The sequence below is a fragment of the Gordonia terrae genome, from assembly GCF_051789125.1.
Classification (GTDB): Bacteria; Actinomycetota; Actinomycetes; order Mycobacteriales; family Mycobacteriaceae; genus Gordonia; species Gordonia terrae_A.
In genome coordinates, this window is sequence record NZ_CP196526.1 from 4,598,137 (window position 1) to 4,613,485 (window position 15,349).

16 protein-coding genes and 1 tRNA gene are annotated in these 15,349 nt (G+C 65.6%); 11 read left to right on the forward strand and 6 right to left on the reverse strand.

Features of this window, described 5'->3' with window-relative positions; translation table 11 throughout:
- Position 1: 1 nt before the first annotated feature.
- Positions 2-1,501, reverse strand: a complete 1,500-nt coding sequence (locus ACSUZC_RS20965; RefSeq protein ID WP_439030381.1) for a DUF222 domain-containing protein — start codon at positions 1,499-1,501, stop codon at positions 2-4.
- Positions 1,502-1,752: 251 nt separating this feature from the next.
- Here ACSUZC_RS20965 and ACSUZC_RS20970 point away from each other — a divergent pair.
- Positions 1,753-1,826, forward strand: a tRNA-Gly gene (locus ACSUZC_RS20970).
- A 150-nt stretch (positions 1,827-1,976) separates the two neighbouring features.
- Positions 1,977-3,323: a hypothetical protein gene (locus tag ACSUZC_RS20975; protein ID WP_439030382.1), complete on the forward strand. Its 1,347-nt coding sequence runs from the start codon at positions 1,977-1,979 to the stop codon at positions 3,321-3,323.
- Here the strand turns inward: ACSUZC_RS20975 and ACSUZC_RS20980 are convergent.
- The gene (locus ACSUZC_RS20980; RefSeq protein WP_439030383.1) at positions 3,320-3,730 is read right to left on the reverse strand and encodes a tyrosine-type recombinase/integrase; all 411 of its coding nucleotides are present in this window, start codon (positions 3,728-3,730) and stop codon (positions 3,320-3,322) included. The genes ACSUZC_RS20975 and ACSUZC_RS20980 overlap by 4 nt on opposite strands.
- Positions 3,731-3,788: 58 nt before the next feature.
- Positions 3,789-4,433, reverse strand: a complete 645-nt coding sequence (locus ACSUZC_RS20985; protein WP_439030384.1) for a tyrosine-type recombinase/integrase — start codon at positions 4,431-4,433, stop codon at positions 3,789-3,791.
- Positions 4,434-4,785: 352 nt separating this feature from the next.
- Here ACSUZC_RS20985 and ACSUZC_RS20990 point away from each other — a divergent pair, with 352 nt between their 5' ends.
- The 3 genes from ACSUZC_RS20990 to ACSUZC_RS21000 all read left to right on the forward strand — a co-directional run bounded on the left by ACSUZC_RS20990 (position 4,786) and on the right by ACSUZC_RS21000 (position 7,173).
- Entirely contained in the window at positions 4,786-4,998 is a 213-nt protein-coding gene (locus ACSUZC_RS20990; protein ID WP_439030385.1) for a DUF3263 domain-containing protein, read from the forward strand.
- The gene (locus ACSUZC_RS20995) at positions 4,995-5,471 is read left to right on the forward strand and encodes a DUF1942 domain-containing protein (protein ID WP_439030386.1); all 477 of its coding nucleotides are present in this window, start codon (positions 4,995-4,997) and stop codon (positions 5,469-5,471) included. The genes ACSUZC_RS20990 and ACSUZC_RS20995 overlap by 4 nt, the downstream gene beginning before the upstream one ends.
- Before the next feature lie 193 nt (positions 5,472-5,664).
- Complete coding sequence (locus ACSUZC_RS21000; RefSeq protein ID WP_439030387.1) at positions 5,665-7,173, forward strand: amino acid permease; 1,509 nt, start codon at positions 5,665-5,667, stop codon at positions 7,171-7,173.
- Positions 7,174-7,280: 107 nt separating this feature from the next.
- On the opposite strand, the gene ACSUZC_RS21005 is transcribed toward ACSUZC_RS21000, so the two are convergent.
- Positions 7,281-7,751, reverse strand: a complete 471-nt coding sequence (locus ACSUZC_RS21005; RefSeq protein ID WP_439030388.1) for an SRPBCC domain-containing protein — start codon at positions 7,749-7,751, stop codon at positions 7,281-7,283.
- 170 nt (positions 7,752-7,921) lie between these two features.
- Between ACSUZC_RS21005 and ACSUZC_RS21010 the strand changes: the two genes are divergently transcribed.
- Complete coding sequence (locus ACSUZC_RS21010; protein ID WP_439030389.1) at positions 7,922-8,338, forward strand: TIGR03668 family PPOX class F420-dependent oxidoreductase; 417 nt, start codon at positions 7,922-7,924, stop codon at positions 8,336-8,338.
- A gap of 144 nt (positions 8,339-8,482) precedes the next feature.
- On the forward strand, positions 8,483-9,208 hold the full coding sequence (locus tag ACSUZC_RS21015; protein ID WP_439030390.1) for an NADPH-dependent F420 reductase: 726 nt from the start codon (positions 8,483-8,485) through the stop codon (positions 9,206-9,208).
- Positions 9,209-9,241: 33 nt separating this feature from the next.
- Here ACSUZC_RS21015 and ACSUZC_RS21020 read toward each other — a convergent pair whose 3' ends face one another.
- Complete coding sequence (locus ACSUZC_RS21020) at positions 9,242-10,003, reverse strand: LysR family transcriptional regulator substrate-binding protein (RefSeq protein WP_439030391.1); 762 nt, start codon at positions 10,001-10,003, stop codon at positions 9,242-9,244.
- Between the two features lie 47 nt (positions 10,004-10,050).
- Here ACSUZC_RS21020 and ACSUZC_RS21025 point away from each other — a divergent pair, with 47 nt between their 5' ends.
- On the forward strand, positions 10,051-10,440 hold the full coding sequence (locus ACSUZC_RS21025) for a DUF5997 family protein (protein WP_439033191.1): 390 nt from the start codon (positions 10,051-10,053) through the stop codon (positions 10,438-10,440).
- A gap of 22 nt (positions 10,441-10,462) precedes the next feature.
- Here ACSUZC_RS21025 and ACSUZC_RS21030 read toward each other — a convergent pair whose 3' ends face one another.
- Complete coding sequence (locus ACSUZC_RS21030) at positions 10,463-11,050, reverse strand: TetR/AcrR family transcriptional regulator (protein ID WP_439030392.1); 588 nt, start codon at positions 11,048-11,050, stop codon at positions 10,463-10,465.
- A gap of 78 nt (positions 11,051-11,128) precedes the next feature.
- On the opposite strand from ACSUZC_RS21030, the gene ACSUZC_RS21035 reads away from it, so the two are divergent.
- From ACSUZC_RS21035 to ACSUZC_RS21045, 3 genes are all read left to right on the forward strand, one after another.
- Positions 11,129-12,304 (forward strand): DUF418 domain-containing protein, encoded by a 1,176-nt coding sequence (locus tag ACSUZC_RS21035; RefSeq protein ID WP_439030393.1) that lies wholly within the window; start codon positions 11,129-11,131, stop codon positions 12,302-12,304.
- Positions 12,305-12,390: 86 nt separating this feature from the next.
- Complete coding sequence (locus ACSUZC_RS21040; protein WP_439030394.1) at positions 12,391-12,903, forward strand: hypothetical protein; 513 nt, start codon at positions 12,391-12,393, stop codon at positions 12,901-12,903.
- A gap of 221 nt (positions 12,904-13,124) precedes the next feature.
- The gene (locus tag ACSUZC_RS21045) at positions 13,125-15,341 is read left to right on the forward strand and encodes an MMPL family transporter (RefSeq protein ID WP_439030395.1); all 2,217 of its coding nucleotides are present in this window, start codon (positions 13,125-13,127) and stop codon (positions 15,339-15,341) included.
- The last annotated feature ends 8 nt before the right edge of the window (positions 15,342-15,349 follow it).

The window sequence follows — 15,349 nt, forward strand, 5'->3', positions numbered from 1 at the left end:
GTCAGGGCGGGTCTGCGGCCGTGTCTGCCGGGATCGCCCCTCCCCGGCTCTCCGGCACCGTGGTTCTGCGCTGCCGGACGTCGGCGCGCATCCGGTCGAGGATGGCGTCGGTGCGGTGGGCGTGATTGATCCGAGGCGTCGACGAGGGGTGCGAGCGGGGTGCGTGCCAGACGGCGCGGCCCGCGTCGACTCCCTCGGTCGCGATGGTGGTGGCCCACTGGTCCTTGCCGGTGCCGACCGCCCGGTTGTGGGGTCCGCAGGCGGTGGCCAAGTTGTCCAGATCGGTGTGACCGCCGTCGGCATGCCATTCGGCGACGTGATGGAGTTCGCAGTCGAATGACGCACGCGTGCAGCCGGGGTGGGTGCATCCGCCGTCGCGGGCGACCGCGGCGAAACGCTGTGCGCGCGATGCGCACCGCCGGGACCGTCCCAGGTGGAGGACCTCGCTGGTGTGGTCGCGGAACACGGCCAGATGTTGGTGTGTTTCGGCGGCGAGCTCGACCACGTCCTTGATCGGCAGCAGCGTCCCCGTCGCGGTGCGTGCGGGGTCGCCGGCCGCTTCGCGGAGTGATGACTCGGAGATCGTGATGATGAGGTGTGGGGGCAGTCCGTGGTGCGACCCGCCGAGTGCGCCGCCGTCGAGCGCGAACCGCAGCACCGCGCGGAACGCGTCGTGGTTGCGTTTCTCCGCCGAACGCTCGTCGCGCTCGGCGGCCGCGGCCAGGGCCTCGGGGTTCGCGTCGGCAGGGTTCCCGGTGGGCGATTGCGGGTCTGTGGGATTGTTCATCCCGGGCGCGGCCCATACTGCCAGGACGACGTCGAACATGGCGCGCGTCGTCGGGTCGAGGGTGGCGGTCAGCCGGGACATGAGTTGGGCGTCCTGCGGTCCGAGTTTCAGTCCGCGGTTGCGGGCGCGGTCCCGGTCGTCGGTGATGGTTCCGTCGGGGTCGAGGTGAGCGAGGATGCGCGCACCGAGGTCCCGGAGCGACGACGGGTCGTACTCACGCGCGTAGTGCGCGAGAGTCGCCTCGGCCGCTTGCTTGTCGACGGGATCGACGCCGGCGGGGATCTTGCGCATCACCTCGATGACGACGTCGACGTGCCGACCCGAGATCTCGCCGTCGACAACACCTTTGGCTGTCTCCGGGAAGCGGGGCTCGAGCGGGACCCCCTGCATGTCCGGGAACTTGCCCAGCGCCCACACGCGATTCAGCAGTCGATTCGCCTCGCCGCGCCGGTTCAGCACGTGGCACAGGAAGTTGGAGACGGTCTGGCAACCCATCTTGCGGAATGCCGATCGCTCGTCGATGTCGACGATGTGGTCGGTGAACACCGAGAGCATCCGCCGTTCGGCACGCTCGTGCTCGATGGCGACCTGCAGCAGTTCGGTCTCGGAGCAGTCCGTGGACTGCGTCTCGGCGATCTCGTCCAGAAGCGCATGCAGGCGCTCGTACTGGGCGAGCAGGAGTGGTTGTGGTGCGGATGGCTCGACGAAAGCCATGATTTGTCCCCCATCATCATGGCTTTACTCGAAACTATGTTCGAGTGTAGCGACGCTTGCTGGGGCGCGCAACCCCCTGGTTCGAAATAGTCGCTGCCGCAGGCACGTTCACCCGCCATGCCGATCCGGTCTGTGAACAGATGTCGCGGCTTCGTGACGGAGGGCGACACGATCTGCGACATCTGCGGGCAGGCCGGACCGGCCCGGCCACCGGTTTGCTAGGCTGTCGATCGCGAGTCGAGCACTCGCACGCCGATGTAGTTCAATGGCAGAACATCAGCTTCCCAAGCTGAATACGCGGGTTCGATTCCCGTCATCGGCTCCACCATCACCGCAGCTAGAGCGGCGTTTCGCAACTTCCGCAACCCGGCACGGCGGGCCGCATGTCACCCCTGTGCTACCCGCCGAGTGCCAACGCGCCGCACCTCGTGCCGGGCGCGCCTACATGTCTACCTGTTGAGATAATCTCCGTAGCATGGCCACAACCGACGACCACCCGGATTCCGAGATGGTTGAAGTCTTTCTGCTTGATCAGGTGTTTTCAACTGGCAAGACCCCTGAGGCCACCTACACACCGCGAATTGGCAACGACCCAGATGGCACCACCTTCGACGAGAAGTTCAGGGGCAAGACTCTGCGGAGGGCTGGTGGAGTGATGCTCTACGGCGTCAGCAAGTCGGGCAAGACCTCGCTGGTGGAGCGCGTGCTTCCGGAGGGCGATGCGTGCTGGATTCAAGGTACTCGCATATCAAGCATCGACGACTTCTGGTCCACCCTTGCCCACCAACTTCAATTGAACGATAGATTCACTACTGAAGAGTCCGAGGATGAGAGCAAATCTGACACCGTTAAGGGCGAAGCCGGATTCCGCCCTGTCGCGATGGGATCGTTGTCATCCGAAGACAAGTCGTCGTCCGGGTCGCGACGGACATGGTCGTATTCGACGGTCGTTTCACAGCACGTGGAGGACCACTTAACCGCGAAACCTGTTCCTATTATCGTCGATGATTTTCATCATATCGACGCTCCAGTTCGCGAAGACATTGCGAAGGCGATAAAGCCACTCCTTAGGAAGACGTTCGTCGCCCTGATCGCTATTCCGTCCCACTCGTTCGACCCGGCGAAGGCCGCATCCGATATTGGCGGCAGAATGGTCAAGTTCCGCGTTCCTGAATGGACAATGGGCGAACTGGTATCCATTGCTAACAGGGGCTTCGAGAAATTGCGACTAATCGACGAAAACGATCAGGTCGCAACTGCGCTAGCCAAGAACTCCTTCGGGTCGCCCCATGTGATGCAGGAGCTGTGCTATACCCTTCTAAGTAAGAACAAGATACGAGAGTCCCCTCGCGAGCCGATACAACTCGATATCCCAGGGAATCTGGCCACCGTCGTGCGTGATGCTGCTACGGAGTCCGAGCCATTCGCATTCCAGGATATTCTTTCAGGTCGAAATACAAAGGGCGAGGCCAGAAAACCTATCTCCCTAGTAGAGGGGGGCCATACCGATAGCTACGGTATCACATTGATGGCTATTCGAGATTTAATTCCGCCCCTGAATCTGCGATTCAAGACCATTCGTGAGAAAGTAAGCGAATTGGCGGATCAAACCGTCGCTAAAGAGCGGATTGTGACCGCGCTCAGAGGAATGTCTGCGGTAGCTGATGACAAGAAGGGGAACGCCGATCCCATATTCAGCTACCGAGATGAAGTCGCTTACATAGAGGATCCCATGCTTGCCTTCTACCTTAAATTCGGCGATTGGCAACCCGATGCGATGAAGGCGCTGACCGAAGATGGCGACGAGGGCACGCTATTCTAGCCGCGCAACCGCAGCACATTCTCACAGTTGGCAGGCGTGCCCAGCGCGGCCAGGGCGTACATGGCGTCGGTGTGGTCGTCCTCGAAGAGGTGGGCGTACACACTGAACCTGGTGGTGACCTTCGCGTGGCCCATGAACCGAGCGATCTCCAACGGAGGAATACCCGCCGCCACGCACAGGCTGGCGTAGGTGTGGCGCAGCGCGTGGAACTTCAGGCCAGTGGGCGCCGTGCCCGCGCGCAGTACCGCCGGACGGAACACCGCCTTGTAGAAGTTCTGGTGCCGGACGGGGCTGCTCCAGTCCAGGTCTAGGCGCTGCTCGGCATCGTCCACCGTGAGAGCTGCCAGGGCGTTCGCGTTGCGCTGCGCCTTGGCTCCCGCCGTCTCGGGACTATCGGTAGCGCGCACCCCAGTCTGCTGCGGCAGCGAAAGCCGGAACGCCGGGAACAGCGGAGCAGTCGGTTCGTCAGAGCGGGGTGCAGGGCAGGTAGTCGCGCAGCACGTCCACCGTCGCCGCGGTCAGGGGTACTCGTCGCCGGCTCCCCCGCGTCTTGGGTGTGTCGTACCCGCCTGTGGGACGAGGGCTAAGCGTGCGATCCACTCGCAGGGTTCCGGGTTTGGGCCGCGCGTTGGGGTTGATCTGCCGCGCAGGCAGCTCCACGTCGCCCACCTGCAACCCGCCCAGCTCGGCAGCTCTTGGGCCGCTCCACGCGGCCATGTGGGTCAGCACGTTGTACGGCCAGGGCGTAGCGGCCACGAGTGCCGACACCTGGTCGGCAGTCAGGAACATATCGGGATCGTCCACCGCGCCAGGCGTCCCGCTGTCTGCGGTGCGCTCGCTCGGCAGCCTCACGTGGTCGGCGGGGTTGTCGCGCAGTAGGCCGTCCACCACAGCGTGCTCCAGCACCATCTTCACGACGAAGTACGCGTGCCGCACGGTGCTCGGCTTCTTCCCAGCGTCGGTGAGGGCCAGCACCCAGTCGGCGATCTGCTGCCGCGTGATGCTGCCGACCCGATGCAGGAAACCGCGTCGCCTCTGTAGGACTCCGTCACGACGGCCAGACGTGAGCGCCCGCAGGTACGTCCGCGACTCACGAGGTCGGTTCTGCACAAGCTCGAGCGACAGGTAAACCTGGTGGCCGCGCGCCGGCTCATCACGATCGACGATCTCGCCTACGCGGTGATCTCGGAACCGGACATCACTGCATGACACACAAGCCGTGGGTGGACGACTACACGTTCTGTCTGCGGTTGGCGCATGTGACCGATGAGGAGCGCGCACAGATCACTCATCTGTGCCCAAAGGATTATCGGATTGCATGAACGAGGAGCGAATGGTCGCGGGCGAGATACGCGTTGACGGTGAGGTGGTGTGTCAGCTACGCCGACGACCGGCCGCGGGTCCGGGACTTCCAGGACGCCGAGGCCGGACACGCCGAAAATGACGGGCCGGAGTTCGGGGCGTGCTCGACGACGAGAAGCGCATGGTGGATCTCGCGGGTGAGAGATGGAGCTACCCGGGCAACTTGGAGCAGCAAGTTCGAGACGAGTTCGGCATTTCGCTCACCTGCTTCTACCAGATTGTGATCGGCCTCCTGGAAACTCAGGAAGCCTTAACGTGTTCACCACAAGTGGTGAATCGTTTGCGCCGCTTAAGAACACGGAGAACAGAATGAAACGCGCCATCATCGCGCTCACCACCATCCTCGCCGCCCTGGCATTCCTCACCCCCACCACCGCCAAGGCGGCACCGCCGGAAAGCGCGCGATGGGTCGGCGAAGACGACTGGGGCGGCTGGATCAACATCGTGTCCGCCACCTCCTACAGCGACTCCGTCGTCTACGACGTCGACATCCAAGCCACCAAAGGGCAGATGCCATTCAACCCCTTCTACTTCGTGGCGAAAACCATGGATGGCTACCGCTACAACTCGCCCACGTACCGGGGCAACAACCATCTGACTTCGGAACTCCTGCCGGCCGGGGATCGGTTGCGCGGGACGATCGAGCTGGAAGTGACAGGACCTCGCCCGACGATTCTCGTCTACCAGGGTGTGTTGGGGGCGCAGCTGGCGAAGTGGACGTTCACGTGGAAGCCCACGCCGAAGCCGAAGGCTCCGCCGTCGCCGTTTGGGTCTCTGGGTTCCTAGTCGGGTGCGGGCAGTTCGAGCTGCCGAGAATTCCCGTCATCGGCTCCACCACCACCGCAGTTAGAGCGGCTTTTCGCACCGCCGGTGAAGCCGAGTCCGTGCGGGCAATGATGTTCGTGCCCGGCAGGGCTGAAGTACGCCACAACAGTTGCAACACCCGGCCGACGGGCCGACAGGCCGTTAGACTCTGCCGGTGTCCAGTCCTCTGGGGATCACCCCCGATGAATCTCTGCGCAAGGGACTTCAGAGTCGTCACATCAGCATGCTCGCGCTCGGCGGCGCCATCGGTACCGGCTTGTTCGTTGCCTCCGGCGCCACCATCTCCGACGCGGGCCCGGGTGGCGCCATCCTCGCGTATCTGTTGATGGGCTGCATGGTCTTCTTCCTCATGCAGAGCCTCGGCGAGATGTCGGCATACATCCCGTGCAGCAACCCGTTCGAGGAGTACGGCAAACGCTTCGTGAGCAAGTCCTTCGGGTTCGCGGCGGGATGGAACTACTGGCTCAACTGGTCGGTCACCCTGGCGGCCGAGCTGGTGGCCGCCGGGTTGATCATGAAGTACTGGGCACCCGACGTGCCGTCGTGGATCTGGTCGGTCGTGTTCCTGGCGGGTCTACTGGCGCTGAACCTGTTCGCGGTCAAGGCGTTCGGCGAGGCCGAGTTCTGGTTCGCGGCGATCAAGGTCATCGCGGTGGTCGTCTTTCTCATCGTCGGCGTCCTGTTGATCCTCGGTGTCGTCGGCGACGGCCCGTCGCCGGGGTTCAGCAATTGGACGATCGGCGACGCTCCGTTCGTGGACTTCCCGATCGGGATGCTGTCGGTCTTCCTCATCGCCGGTTTCGCATTCCAGGGCACTGAGATGATCGCGGTCGCCGCCGGCGAGGCCGTCGAACCGAAGACGGCCATTCCGCGCGCCGTACGCACCGTCTTCGTACGCATCCTGCTGTTCTACATCGGCACCCTGACTGTCATCGCGTTCCTGATCCCGTACACCGACCCCAATCTCCTGAATGCGTCCGAGGAGAACATTGCGGTCGCCCCGTTCACCCTTGTGTTCTCCGACGCGGGGATCGCGGTGGCGGCATCGATCATGAACGCCGTGATCCTGATCGCGATCCTGTCGGCGGGCAACGCGAGCCTGTTCGCAGCGACCCGCGCGTTGTACGGCCTGTCGGTTCAGGGCAATGCGCCACGTGTGTTCGCCTGGGTCACGCGATCAGGTGTTCCACTCCTCGCCGTGGCCGCGACGACGGCGATCGGCGCCCTCTGCTTCCTGGCGAGTCGGGTGGGCGACGGTCGCGCCTACGTCTGGCTGGTCACCGCCTCATCGGTGGCCGGTTTCATCACGTGGATGGGTATCGCCTGGGCTCACTATCGGTTCCGCCGGGCGTGGCAGGCGCAAGGTCTGGACCTCGGCATACTCCCGTACAAGGCGTGGCTCTATCCGGCCGGCCCGATCATCGCGTTGCTCATGTGTGTTGCAGTCATCGCCGGGCAGAATCTCCCGGCGATCCGCGACGGATCCGCGGGGAATCTCGAACTGTGGCTCACCGCCTACGGCGCCCTGTTCGTGTTCCTCGCGCTGTGGTGGGGCCACAAGGTGATCACCCGCAGCCCGACCGTGGACCTGCTCACCGCCGATCTGTCACCCACGTCGGCTGCGTCGGCGCATCGCGACCCGGATCCGGACCTCGTCGGCTGACCGGATCGTCGGGCGATCGCGGGGTGGGGCACCGGGTCTCGCTCCGTCGATTCGCGGCGCGGCGAGTGGGCCGTCGGCTCGGTCCATGCCGATCGTTCCCGAGTTCGTCAGCCGACAAGCTCGGCGATGTGGTTCAACGAGTTACGCAGATGGTCGTCGGCAAACGGCGGGAACTGGATGTACTCGCGGATGTGGGTGGGTACGGCCGACCAGTCGTAGGTCAAGGTGAGCTCGGTGGACGACTTCCCCACCGGCACCAGATCGTACCGCCATGTCCAGCCGCCGAACTCGAGCTCCCCCGAGTCGTTGCGCTGCCCTGGTTGCCACGCTATCGCCGACAGCGGTTCGATCACCTCGACCCGGTTCTCCATCAGGTAGTCACCGTCCGGATGGTTCGAGTGGTACATGTTCATCCGGAAGACCTGACCCACCTCCCGCAGCGGTGTCGTGTCGACTGCGTCCCGAACCCAGCCGGTGCCGTCGATGGCCTGGTGGGTGCGGGGGTCGGCGAGCGTCGCGAACACCTCGTCGGGCGTGGCGGAGATCGTGAGGCTGACGGCAACGTTGTCGTGAGTCATGCTGGAGACCCTTTCTGGTCGGGTTCCCCGGAACGGGGGGTGGACACAGAGGTGGACCCGAACCGGTGCCCGTGCTCATCGGTCACCTCGAGCCTCATCTCCCGGCGGGCGCGGCGTTCCGACTCTTCCGGCGCTTAGTTCGGCACGCGGGCGCATGTCATCCTCGTGAGATGGACCTGCGCCTGACTCGCGAACGTTTCGCCGCCGCCCGGTCGGTCAAGCTCGCCACCGTGTCACCCGGCAACAAACCGCACCTGGTCCCCGTCGTATGCGCAATCGATGACGACGTCATCTACACGTGCGTGGATCACAAGCCGAAACGAACCACCGCACTACGTCGTCTCGCCAACATCGCGGACAATCCCGCGGTGTCGCTCTTGGCTGACCTGTACTCCGACAGCTGGGATGAACTCTGGTGGGTGCGGGTCGACGGCCGGGCACACGTCGTCGACGCCGGTGAACCCGTCGGCATTCACGGCGTCGACGTGCTGGCCGCGAAGTACCCGCAGTATCGACTCCGACGGCCCGATGGACCGGTGATCGTCGTGGAGTCTCTGACGTGGCACGGTTGGTCGGCCACCTCATAGGCGACGGCCGTAACCGCCCAGTTCGGCCGGAACATCCGTCGACGTCGATTGCGCATCGATGTCTGGGTCCAGCAGCAGCCGAGCACGGCGCGCCGGTCCCACGCACTCGACCGAGTCGCTCGTCACCCTTCGTCCCGCCCGGGAATGGCCCGGCACCCACCCTCGTTGCCCGAGAGGTCCAAGACTTCGTCCAGACTTAGAGGTGCAGTTGTGAAGATCGGGATCATCGGTGCGGGATTCATCGGCGGGACGCTCACGCGTCGACTCACCGCCCTGGGACACGAGGTGCGCGTGGCCAACTCACGCGACCCGGAGACGCTGGCCGAGCTGGCCGCCGAGACCGGCGCCACGGCGGTGTGGGCGGCCGACGCCGCGCAGGACGCCGACCTGGTGATCGTCAGCATTCCGCAGAAGAACACGCCCGACCTGGCCTCGGGCATCCTCGATGCCCGCAAGCCGGGCGCTCCGGTCATCGAGACCAACAACTACTACCCGCAGCAGCGGGACGGCAAGATCGAGGCGATCGAGAACGGCACACCCGAGAGCGTCTGGGTCTCGGACCTGCTCGGCGTACCGGTCTACAAGGTCTTCAACGGGATCTACTGGAAGCATCTACTGAACAAGGGCGTCCCCGCGGGGACCGAGGGCCGGATCGCGCTGCCCATCGCCGGCGACGATGCCGAGGGCAAGAAGATCGTGTCCGCTCTCGTCGACGAACTCGGCTTCGATCCGGTCGACGCGGGTCCGCTCGCCGAGTCGTGGCGTCAGCAGCCGGGAACCCCGGTGTACGGCAAGGACTTCGGTGTCGAGGACACGATCAAGGCCCTCGCCGAGGCAACCCCGGAACGTACTGCGGAGTGGAGCGCCTGAGCCACCTCGAACACCGCACGTGAGCGCGCCGGGTCACCGCCGTTTGGAACGGCCGGTGCCCCGGCGCGAACTCTTGCCCGGGATCTTCCCGGCGGCCTCGCGTGCCGCCCTCTTCGCGGCGGCCTTCTCCTTCGCCGAACGCTTGGGCGTCGGCTCGGCGCGACCCCGCGACGACGTCGCCTTCCGCCCGCGCACGATACCGACGAACTCGTCCGCGAGTTCCGTTGTAGGAGAGGGCCATAGAAGTCCCACGGTGCTCGTCGGCGCGTCGGTCACCGGTCGGTAGACGAGATCTTTGCGGTGGTGCAGCCGCGCCAGCGACTGGGGTACGAGCAACACGCCGACGCCGGCGGCCACGAGTTCGATTGCGTCGCCGGTGGTCTCGGGCCGGTGGTCCACCGCGGCACCGGGGCGCTCGGCCACGAACAGTGGCTCGTCCGACGGCCACAGGAACTGCTCATCGGCGAGATCGGCCATCGTCAGCTCGTCGCCCGCGGTCAGGACATGGTCTTTCGGAACCACGACCACCGTCGTCTCGTCGTAGAGGTCGATGGTGTGGTGCGTTCCGGCATCGCCGTGACGCAACGCGTCGGGCAGGCGGGTGATCGCCATCTCGATCCGACCACCGCCGACCGCACCGGCACACGCGGCCACCTCGAGGGCGATCAGCTCCAACCGCACACCTGGTCGGCGCTCGGCCCAGATGCGCACCCATTTGCTCGGGGTCACACCGGGGACGTATGCCAGCCGGAAGGCCGGGGCATCGTCGGTGGTGGTCACGCCGGGTGTGGTCACGTCCAAAGGCTACCGCCCGATATCCTCGACGAATGAGCTCGCAGTCGATGAAGCCGGCCACCGCCGCCAAGAAGCTGGACGTGTACCTCCCGGCCACACCTGCCGAGTTCCGGGACGGCCCCATCACCCGGTCGGAGCTCGCTGCCCTGCAGGCCGATCCACCCGAGTGGCTCCGCACCCTCCGGGCCGACGGGCCGCACCCCAAGAACCTGGTGGCCGCGAAACTCGGCATCTCCAACTCCGGCCTCGTCCGCGGCGGCATCACCGACGCGCTGACGACCGCGCAGATCGACGAGCTGCTGGCGGAGATGCCCGACTGGCTGGCCGCGGAACGCGCCACCCAGATCGAGGTCCGTCGGGAAGAGCGGCGCGTCAAGTCGCTCCACGCCGACAAGCGACGCGCCCGCGAAGAGGGCGACACAGACCCGGAGAGCTGAGACCCCGCAACAACTTCGAAGTCTAGGACCGCAATCCCGCCAGATGGTCCCGGAGTACGCGTTGCGCCCGGGCCGGCGACTCGGTGTCGGCGAGGAGCAGGTGCATCGCCAGGCCGTCGACGAGGGCGTGCAGCGCGATCGCGTCGGCGTCGAGGTCGCGCCCTGCTCCCAACAGCTCATGCTCGTCGAGGACGGTCAGCACCGTCGCGCAGAGTGAACGCAGACCGTCGTGCGCCTCACGGGCGGCCGCGGCGAGTCCGGGATGCGCCACCGACTCGGTCACCATCGCGAGATTGACGTGCATCTCCACCCGCCGGTCGTCGTCGAGCGGCAGGACCTCGGACAACGCAGCCTCGGCCCAGCGCAGCGGGTTGCGGATCCGGTCGTGTCGTCGTAATCGCTCCGCGACCCGCTCGTAGATCAGCCGCATCGAGAACTCGAGCAACTCCTCCTTGTCGGCGAACACATGCCGGAGCGAACCCACCGAGATCCCCGCCTCGGCCGCCACCTCACGGACCGACACCCCGGAAGCTCCTTCGCGCAACACGATCCGCCACAGGGCCTCGGCTATCTCGGCGCGGCGCTCGTCCCGGTCGATCAACTTCGGCATTGACCCATGCTAGTACACCCGTGCTACGTTGACCCAAGTTTTGATAGCACGCTTGTGTCAGCAAAGAACGGAGACACGATGGCGACCCGACACGTGGCGCTCGACGTCCTACGCGGCATCGCGATCCTGGGTACCCTCGCGACCAACATCTGGATCTTCACCAATCCGGAGGGATTGGTGGGGTACATCCAGGGCACGAATCACGCCACCGGCTCGTGGGCGACGGTCGAGGACATCCTGCAGCAGCTCGCGCAGGGCAAGTTCCTCGGCCTGCTCACGATCATGTTCGGGATCGGCCTGGCCATCCAGCAACGTTCGGCCACACGGCGGGGCCGACCCTGGCCCGGTCGGTACTACTGGCGCGCCGCCCTGCTGTTCGTCGACGGCACGATCAACTACTTCCTCTTCACCGAGTTCGACGTCCTGATGGGTTACGCGGTCACCGGACTCATCGTGGCCTACCTGCTGACGATGCGTCTCCGCCGCCAGTACATCGCCATCGCGATAGCCGTCGCGACTCACGTGGCGTTGCTGGGCCTGGTGACCTGGGCTCTTCTCGCCGCTCCCGCCTCGTCGGGTGCCGGGGCCGGCACCGCGCTGTCCCCCAACCCCTACGCGGACGGCAGCTTCGTCAGTCTCATCGCGTTCCGCGCCGAGAACCTTCTGGCGTTCCGCGCCGAGGTCATCGTGATCCTGCCCATGTCGATCGCGCTGTTCCTCGTCGGCGCCGCCCTGCTGCGCGCCGGTGTCCTGCAACCGCACGGCGCCCGGCTTCGGCGGCGCCTCATGATCGCCGGACTGGGGGTCGCCCTTCCCCTCGATCTCGTCGTCGGGCTCTGCGGCGGGGACGCCGGACTCGTCGTGGGACGGTACGGATTGGCTCCGGTTGTCGCACTCGGGTTGCTCGCCTGGGTCGCCGGATATTACGCAGACGGCCGGCCCCCTGGCCGATACGGCCGCACGCTCGCCCCGGTGGGACGAATGGCTCTGTCCTGCTACGTGTTTCAGAATGCGATCGCGGGCGCGATCTGCTATGGATGGGGTGTCGGCCTCGCACAGCGGCTCGACGGCACGACTCTGGTCCCGGTGACGGTGGGGCTCTATCTGGCGATCGTCACGATGCTCGTCATCGTCTCCCACGTCTGGCTGCGCCGATTCGAGCGCGGTCCCCTCGAGTGGCTGTGGCATCGCGGTTACGACCTCATCACGGCAACCACCGATTCGCAGCCCGCTCCGACGCGCGCGCAGCGCTAGACCGCACGCGGCACTGCGACCGTGCGGTTAGCCGGCATCTGGACGGGGTACCCCGCTCGCACCATCGTCCGACCGAGGAGTGCGCCGTGGACACCGCCATCTGGATCATCATCGCCGTCATCGCCGTGATCGTCGTGCTCGCCCTGGTGCTGCTGTTGCTGCGGCAACGCAAAGCGAGACGACGCGTCCAGGCCGAGGAGATCCGCCAGAACGCTTCCCAACAGGTGTCGACGGTCCGACAGCGTGAGGCCGTCGCCGAGGAAGCCGACGCGCGGGCACGCCAGGCCAAGGCAGAAGCGGACGCCAAGGCCGCCGAGGCCAAGCGACTCCAGGAACAGGCCCGCCATCATCAGGGGCACGCGGCCGAGTCACGCCACGAAGTGGAGAGCGAGTTCGCCCGGGCAGACAAGCTGGATCCCGACGTTCGACGCACCGGCGACGGACGCGACGACACCGGGCACGGCCGGCACGGGGACCAGCAGCAACCCGGAATGGGCGGTCACGGGGACCAGCAGCAACACGGAGTGGGCGGTCATGGAGCAGACCCGCGTTCGCACGTCGACCCCCGCCGCGATCAGACCCCGCCGAACGCCCGCTGACCCGACCGGAACCCGGCCGGAGGCCGGCCAGATCCCCGTCGTCGATGCCGCGCGCTCTATTGAGTGAGATGCACAGCACGCGAGCGTCGCCGACGTGAGCGAAAACCCTCCCGAAACTGACACTGAGTAACGAGTGTTAGTGGGTACCATTTTGGACGTCACCGTCGCTCTCGGGTCCGAGGCCGACTCCTGCGCTCGAAGTACCGGAAGGGTTCCACCCCATGGCGTCATATCTGTTCAAGCTCGGAAGGTTCTCCTTCCGGCACAAATGGGCGGTGATCGCGGTCTGGCTGGTCGCACTCATCGCGGTCGCCGGCCTCGTCGGCACACTCCAGCCGAAGTTCGCCAAGGACTTCAGCCTGCCGGGTACCGATTCGGGGATCGCCACCGAACAGGTCGAGGAGTATTTCCCGCAGGTCATGGCCCAGCAGGAACGGGCGTCGACCAGCATCCTCGTGGCCGCTGACGACGGGTTGCAGAACCACGCCGCCCAGATCGACAAGCTCGCCGAGGACCTGCGGACCCTTCCCGACGTGATCGATCCGCAGACCGTGGTGAACCCGCTGGTCGTCGCGGCGGCGCAACCGGCCATGGCGCCGTCGGTCGTCGGCGACAACGGGCGGGTCGGACTCATCCAGGTCCGTCAGAACATCGAGATGCTCGACCTGACCGTCGAGAACCGGGATGAACTGGTCAAGATCCTCGACGAGAACCGGGGCAACGGCCTGCAGGTCGAAGCCACCGGTTCGCTGATGCAGGTGATGGAACCGGGTGGCGCGGCCGAACTGATCGGTTTCGCGGTGGCGTTCGTGGTCATGATCGTCGCCTTCGGCGCTCTGATCGCCGCCTTCATCCCGCTGGTGACCGCGATCGTCGGGGTGGCGATCACGATCATGCTGCTCAACCTGTCGGCCGAGGTGCTGTCCATCAACGAGTCCGCGACGGCCATCGTCACGATGCTGGGTATCGCGGTGTCCATCGACTATGCGCTGTTCATCGTCTCCCGCTATCGAGCGGAGCTCAGACGGGGAGGCTCGCCGGCGGACGCGGCCGGACGGGCTGTCGGCACAGCGGGATCCGCGGTGGTGTTCGCGGGACTCACCGTCATCATCGCCGTCGTCGCGCTGGTGGTCATCGGCATCCCGATCATCACGCAGATGGGTGCGGGCGCCGGTGTGGCGGTACTGATCGCCGTCCTGGCCGCCCTCACCCTGATCCCCGCACTCCTGGGCGCCTTCGGACACTTCGCGTTCGTGCCGCGAATCCCTTGGATCAGACACGCCGAGGAGTCCGAATCCAGTGACACACTCGGCATCCGAGTCGGCCGCACGGTGGTCAAATGGCCGATCCCGTTCATCGTCCTCGGACTGCTCGCGCTGGCCGGCGCCGCCATCCCGGCGACCAAGATGGAACTGGGCCTGTCGATGACGAGCGAAGCCGAGGCGCCCGCCCAGGCACTGCTCAACCGTGGATTCGGCGAGGGCATCAACGGACCGCTGCTCGTCGTCGTGCATGACGAGGACAACCCGATCAAGACCGTCGCCGACGAAACCGTCAGGCACATCGCAGGTCTCGGTGACGTCTCCAATCCGGCGGCACTGACCTGGACCGGTAACGACGGTGGCCAGAACGGCAACACCGCGCTGATCATCGTCACCCCGGAGAGCTCACCGTCGTCGGCGGCCACACACGAGCTGATGGAGCAGATCCGTGAGTTCGCACCGGTAGTCTCCGAACGCGGTGCCGAACTGCATGTCGGCGGCCAGACCGCGATCATGTCGGACCTGTCGCAGAAGCTCGACGACGCGCTGATCCCCTACCTGATCGTCGTTGTCGGACTTGCGTTCCTGATCATGATCGGGGTGTTCCGGTCGATCTGGGTGCCGCTGATCGGCACGGTCGGCTTCATCTTCTCGGTGCTGGCGACCTTCGGAATCACCGTCGCGATCTTCCAGGAGGGTTGGCTCGGCCTCATCACGAACACCCAGCCGATCATCTCCTTCCTGCCGATCTTCCTGATCGGCGTGGTGTTCGGCCTCGCGATGGACTACCAGGTGTTCCTCGTGACCCGAATGCGCGAGGAGTACATCCACGGGATGTCGGCCAAGGAGGCGATCGTCGCGGGCTACCGGCACGGCGCCCGAGTGGTGACGTCCGCGGCGATCATCATGATCAGCGTCTTCGCCGCGTTCATGCTCTCCCCGGAGACGACCGCCAAGATGATGGGCTTCGCGCTCGCGGCGGCGGTCTTCTTCGACGCCTTCGTGATCCGGATGCTGGTGGTGCCCGCGGTCATCGCGCTCCTCGGCGACCGCGCCTGGAGCCTGCCGCGCTGGCTGGACCGCTTCGTCATCAACTTCGACATCGAGGGTGAAGCCGTCCGCCATCGCGGGCTCGAGGATCCCGAGGGGACCAGGGAGCCGGTTCCCGCGAGGTGACATCTGTT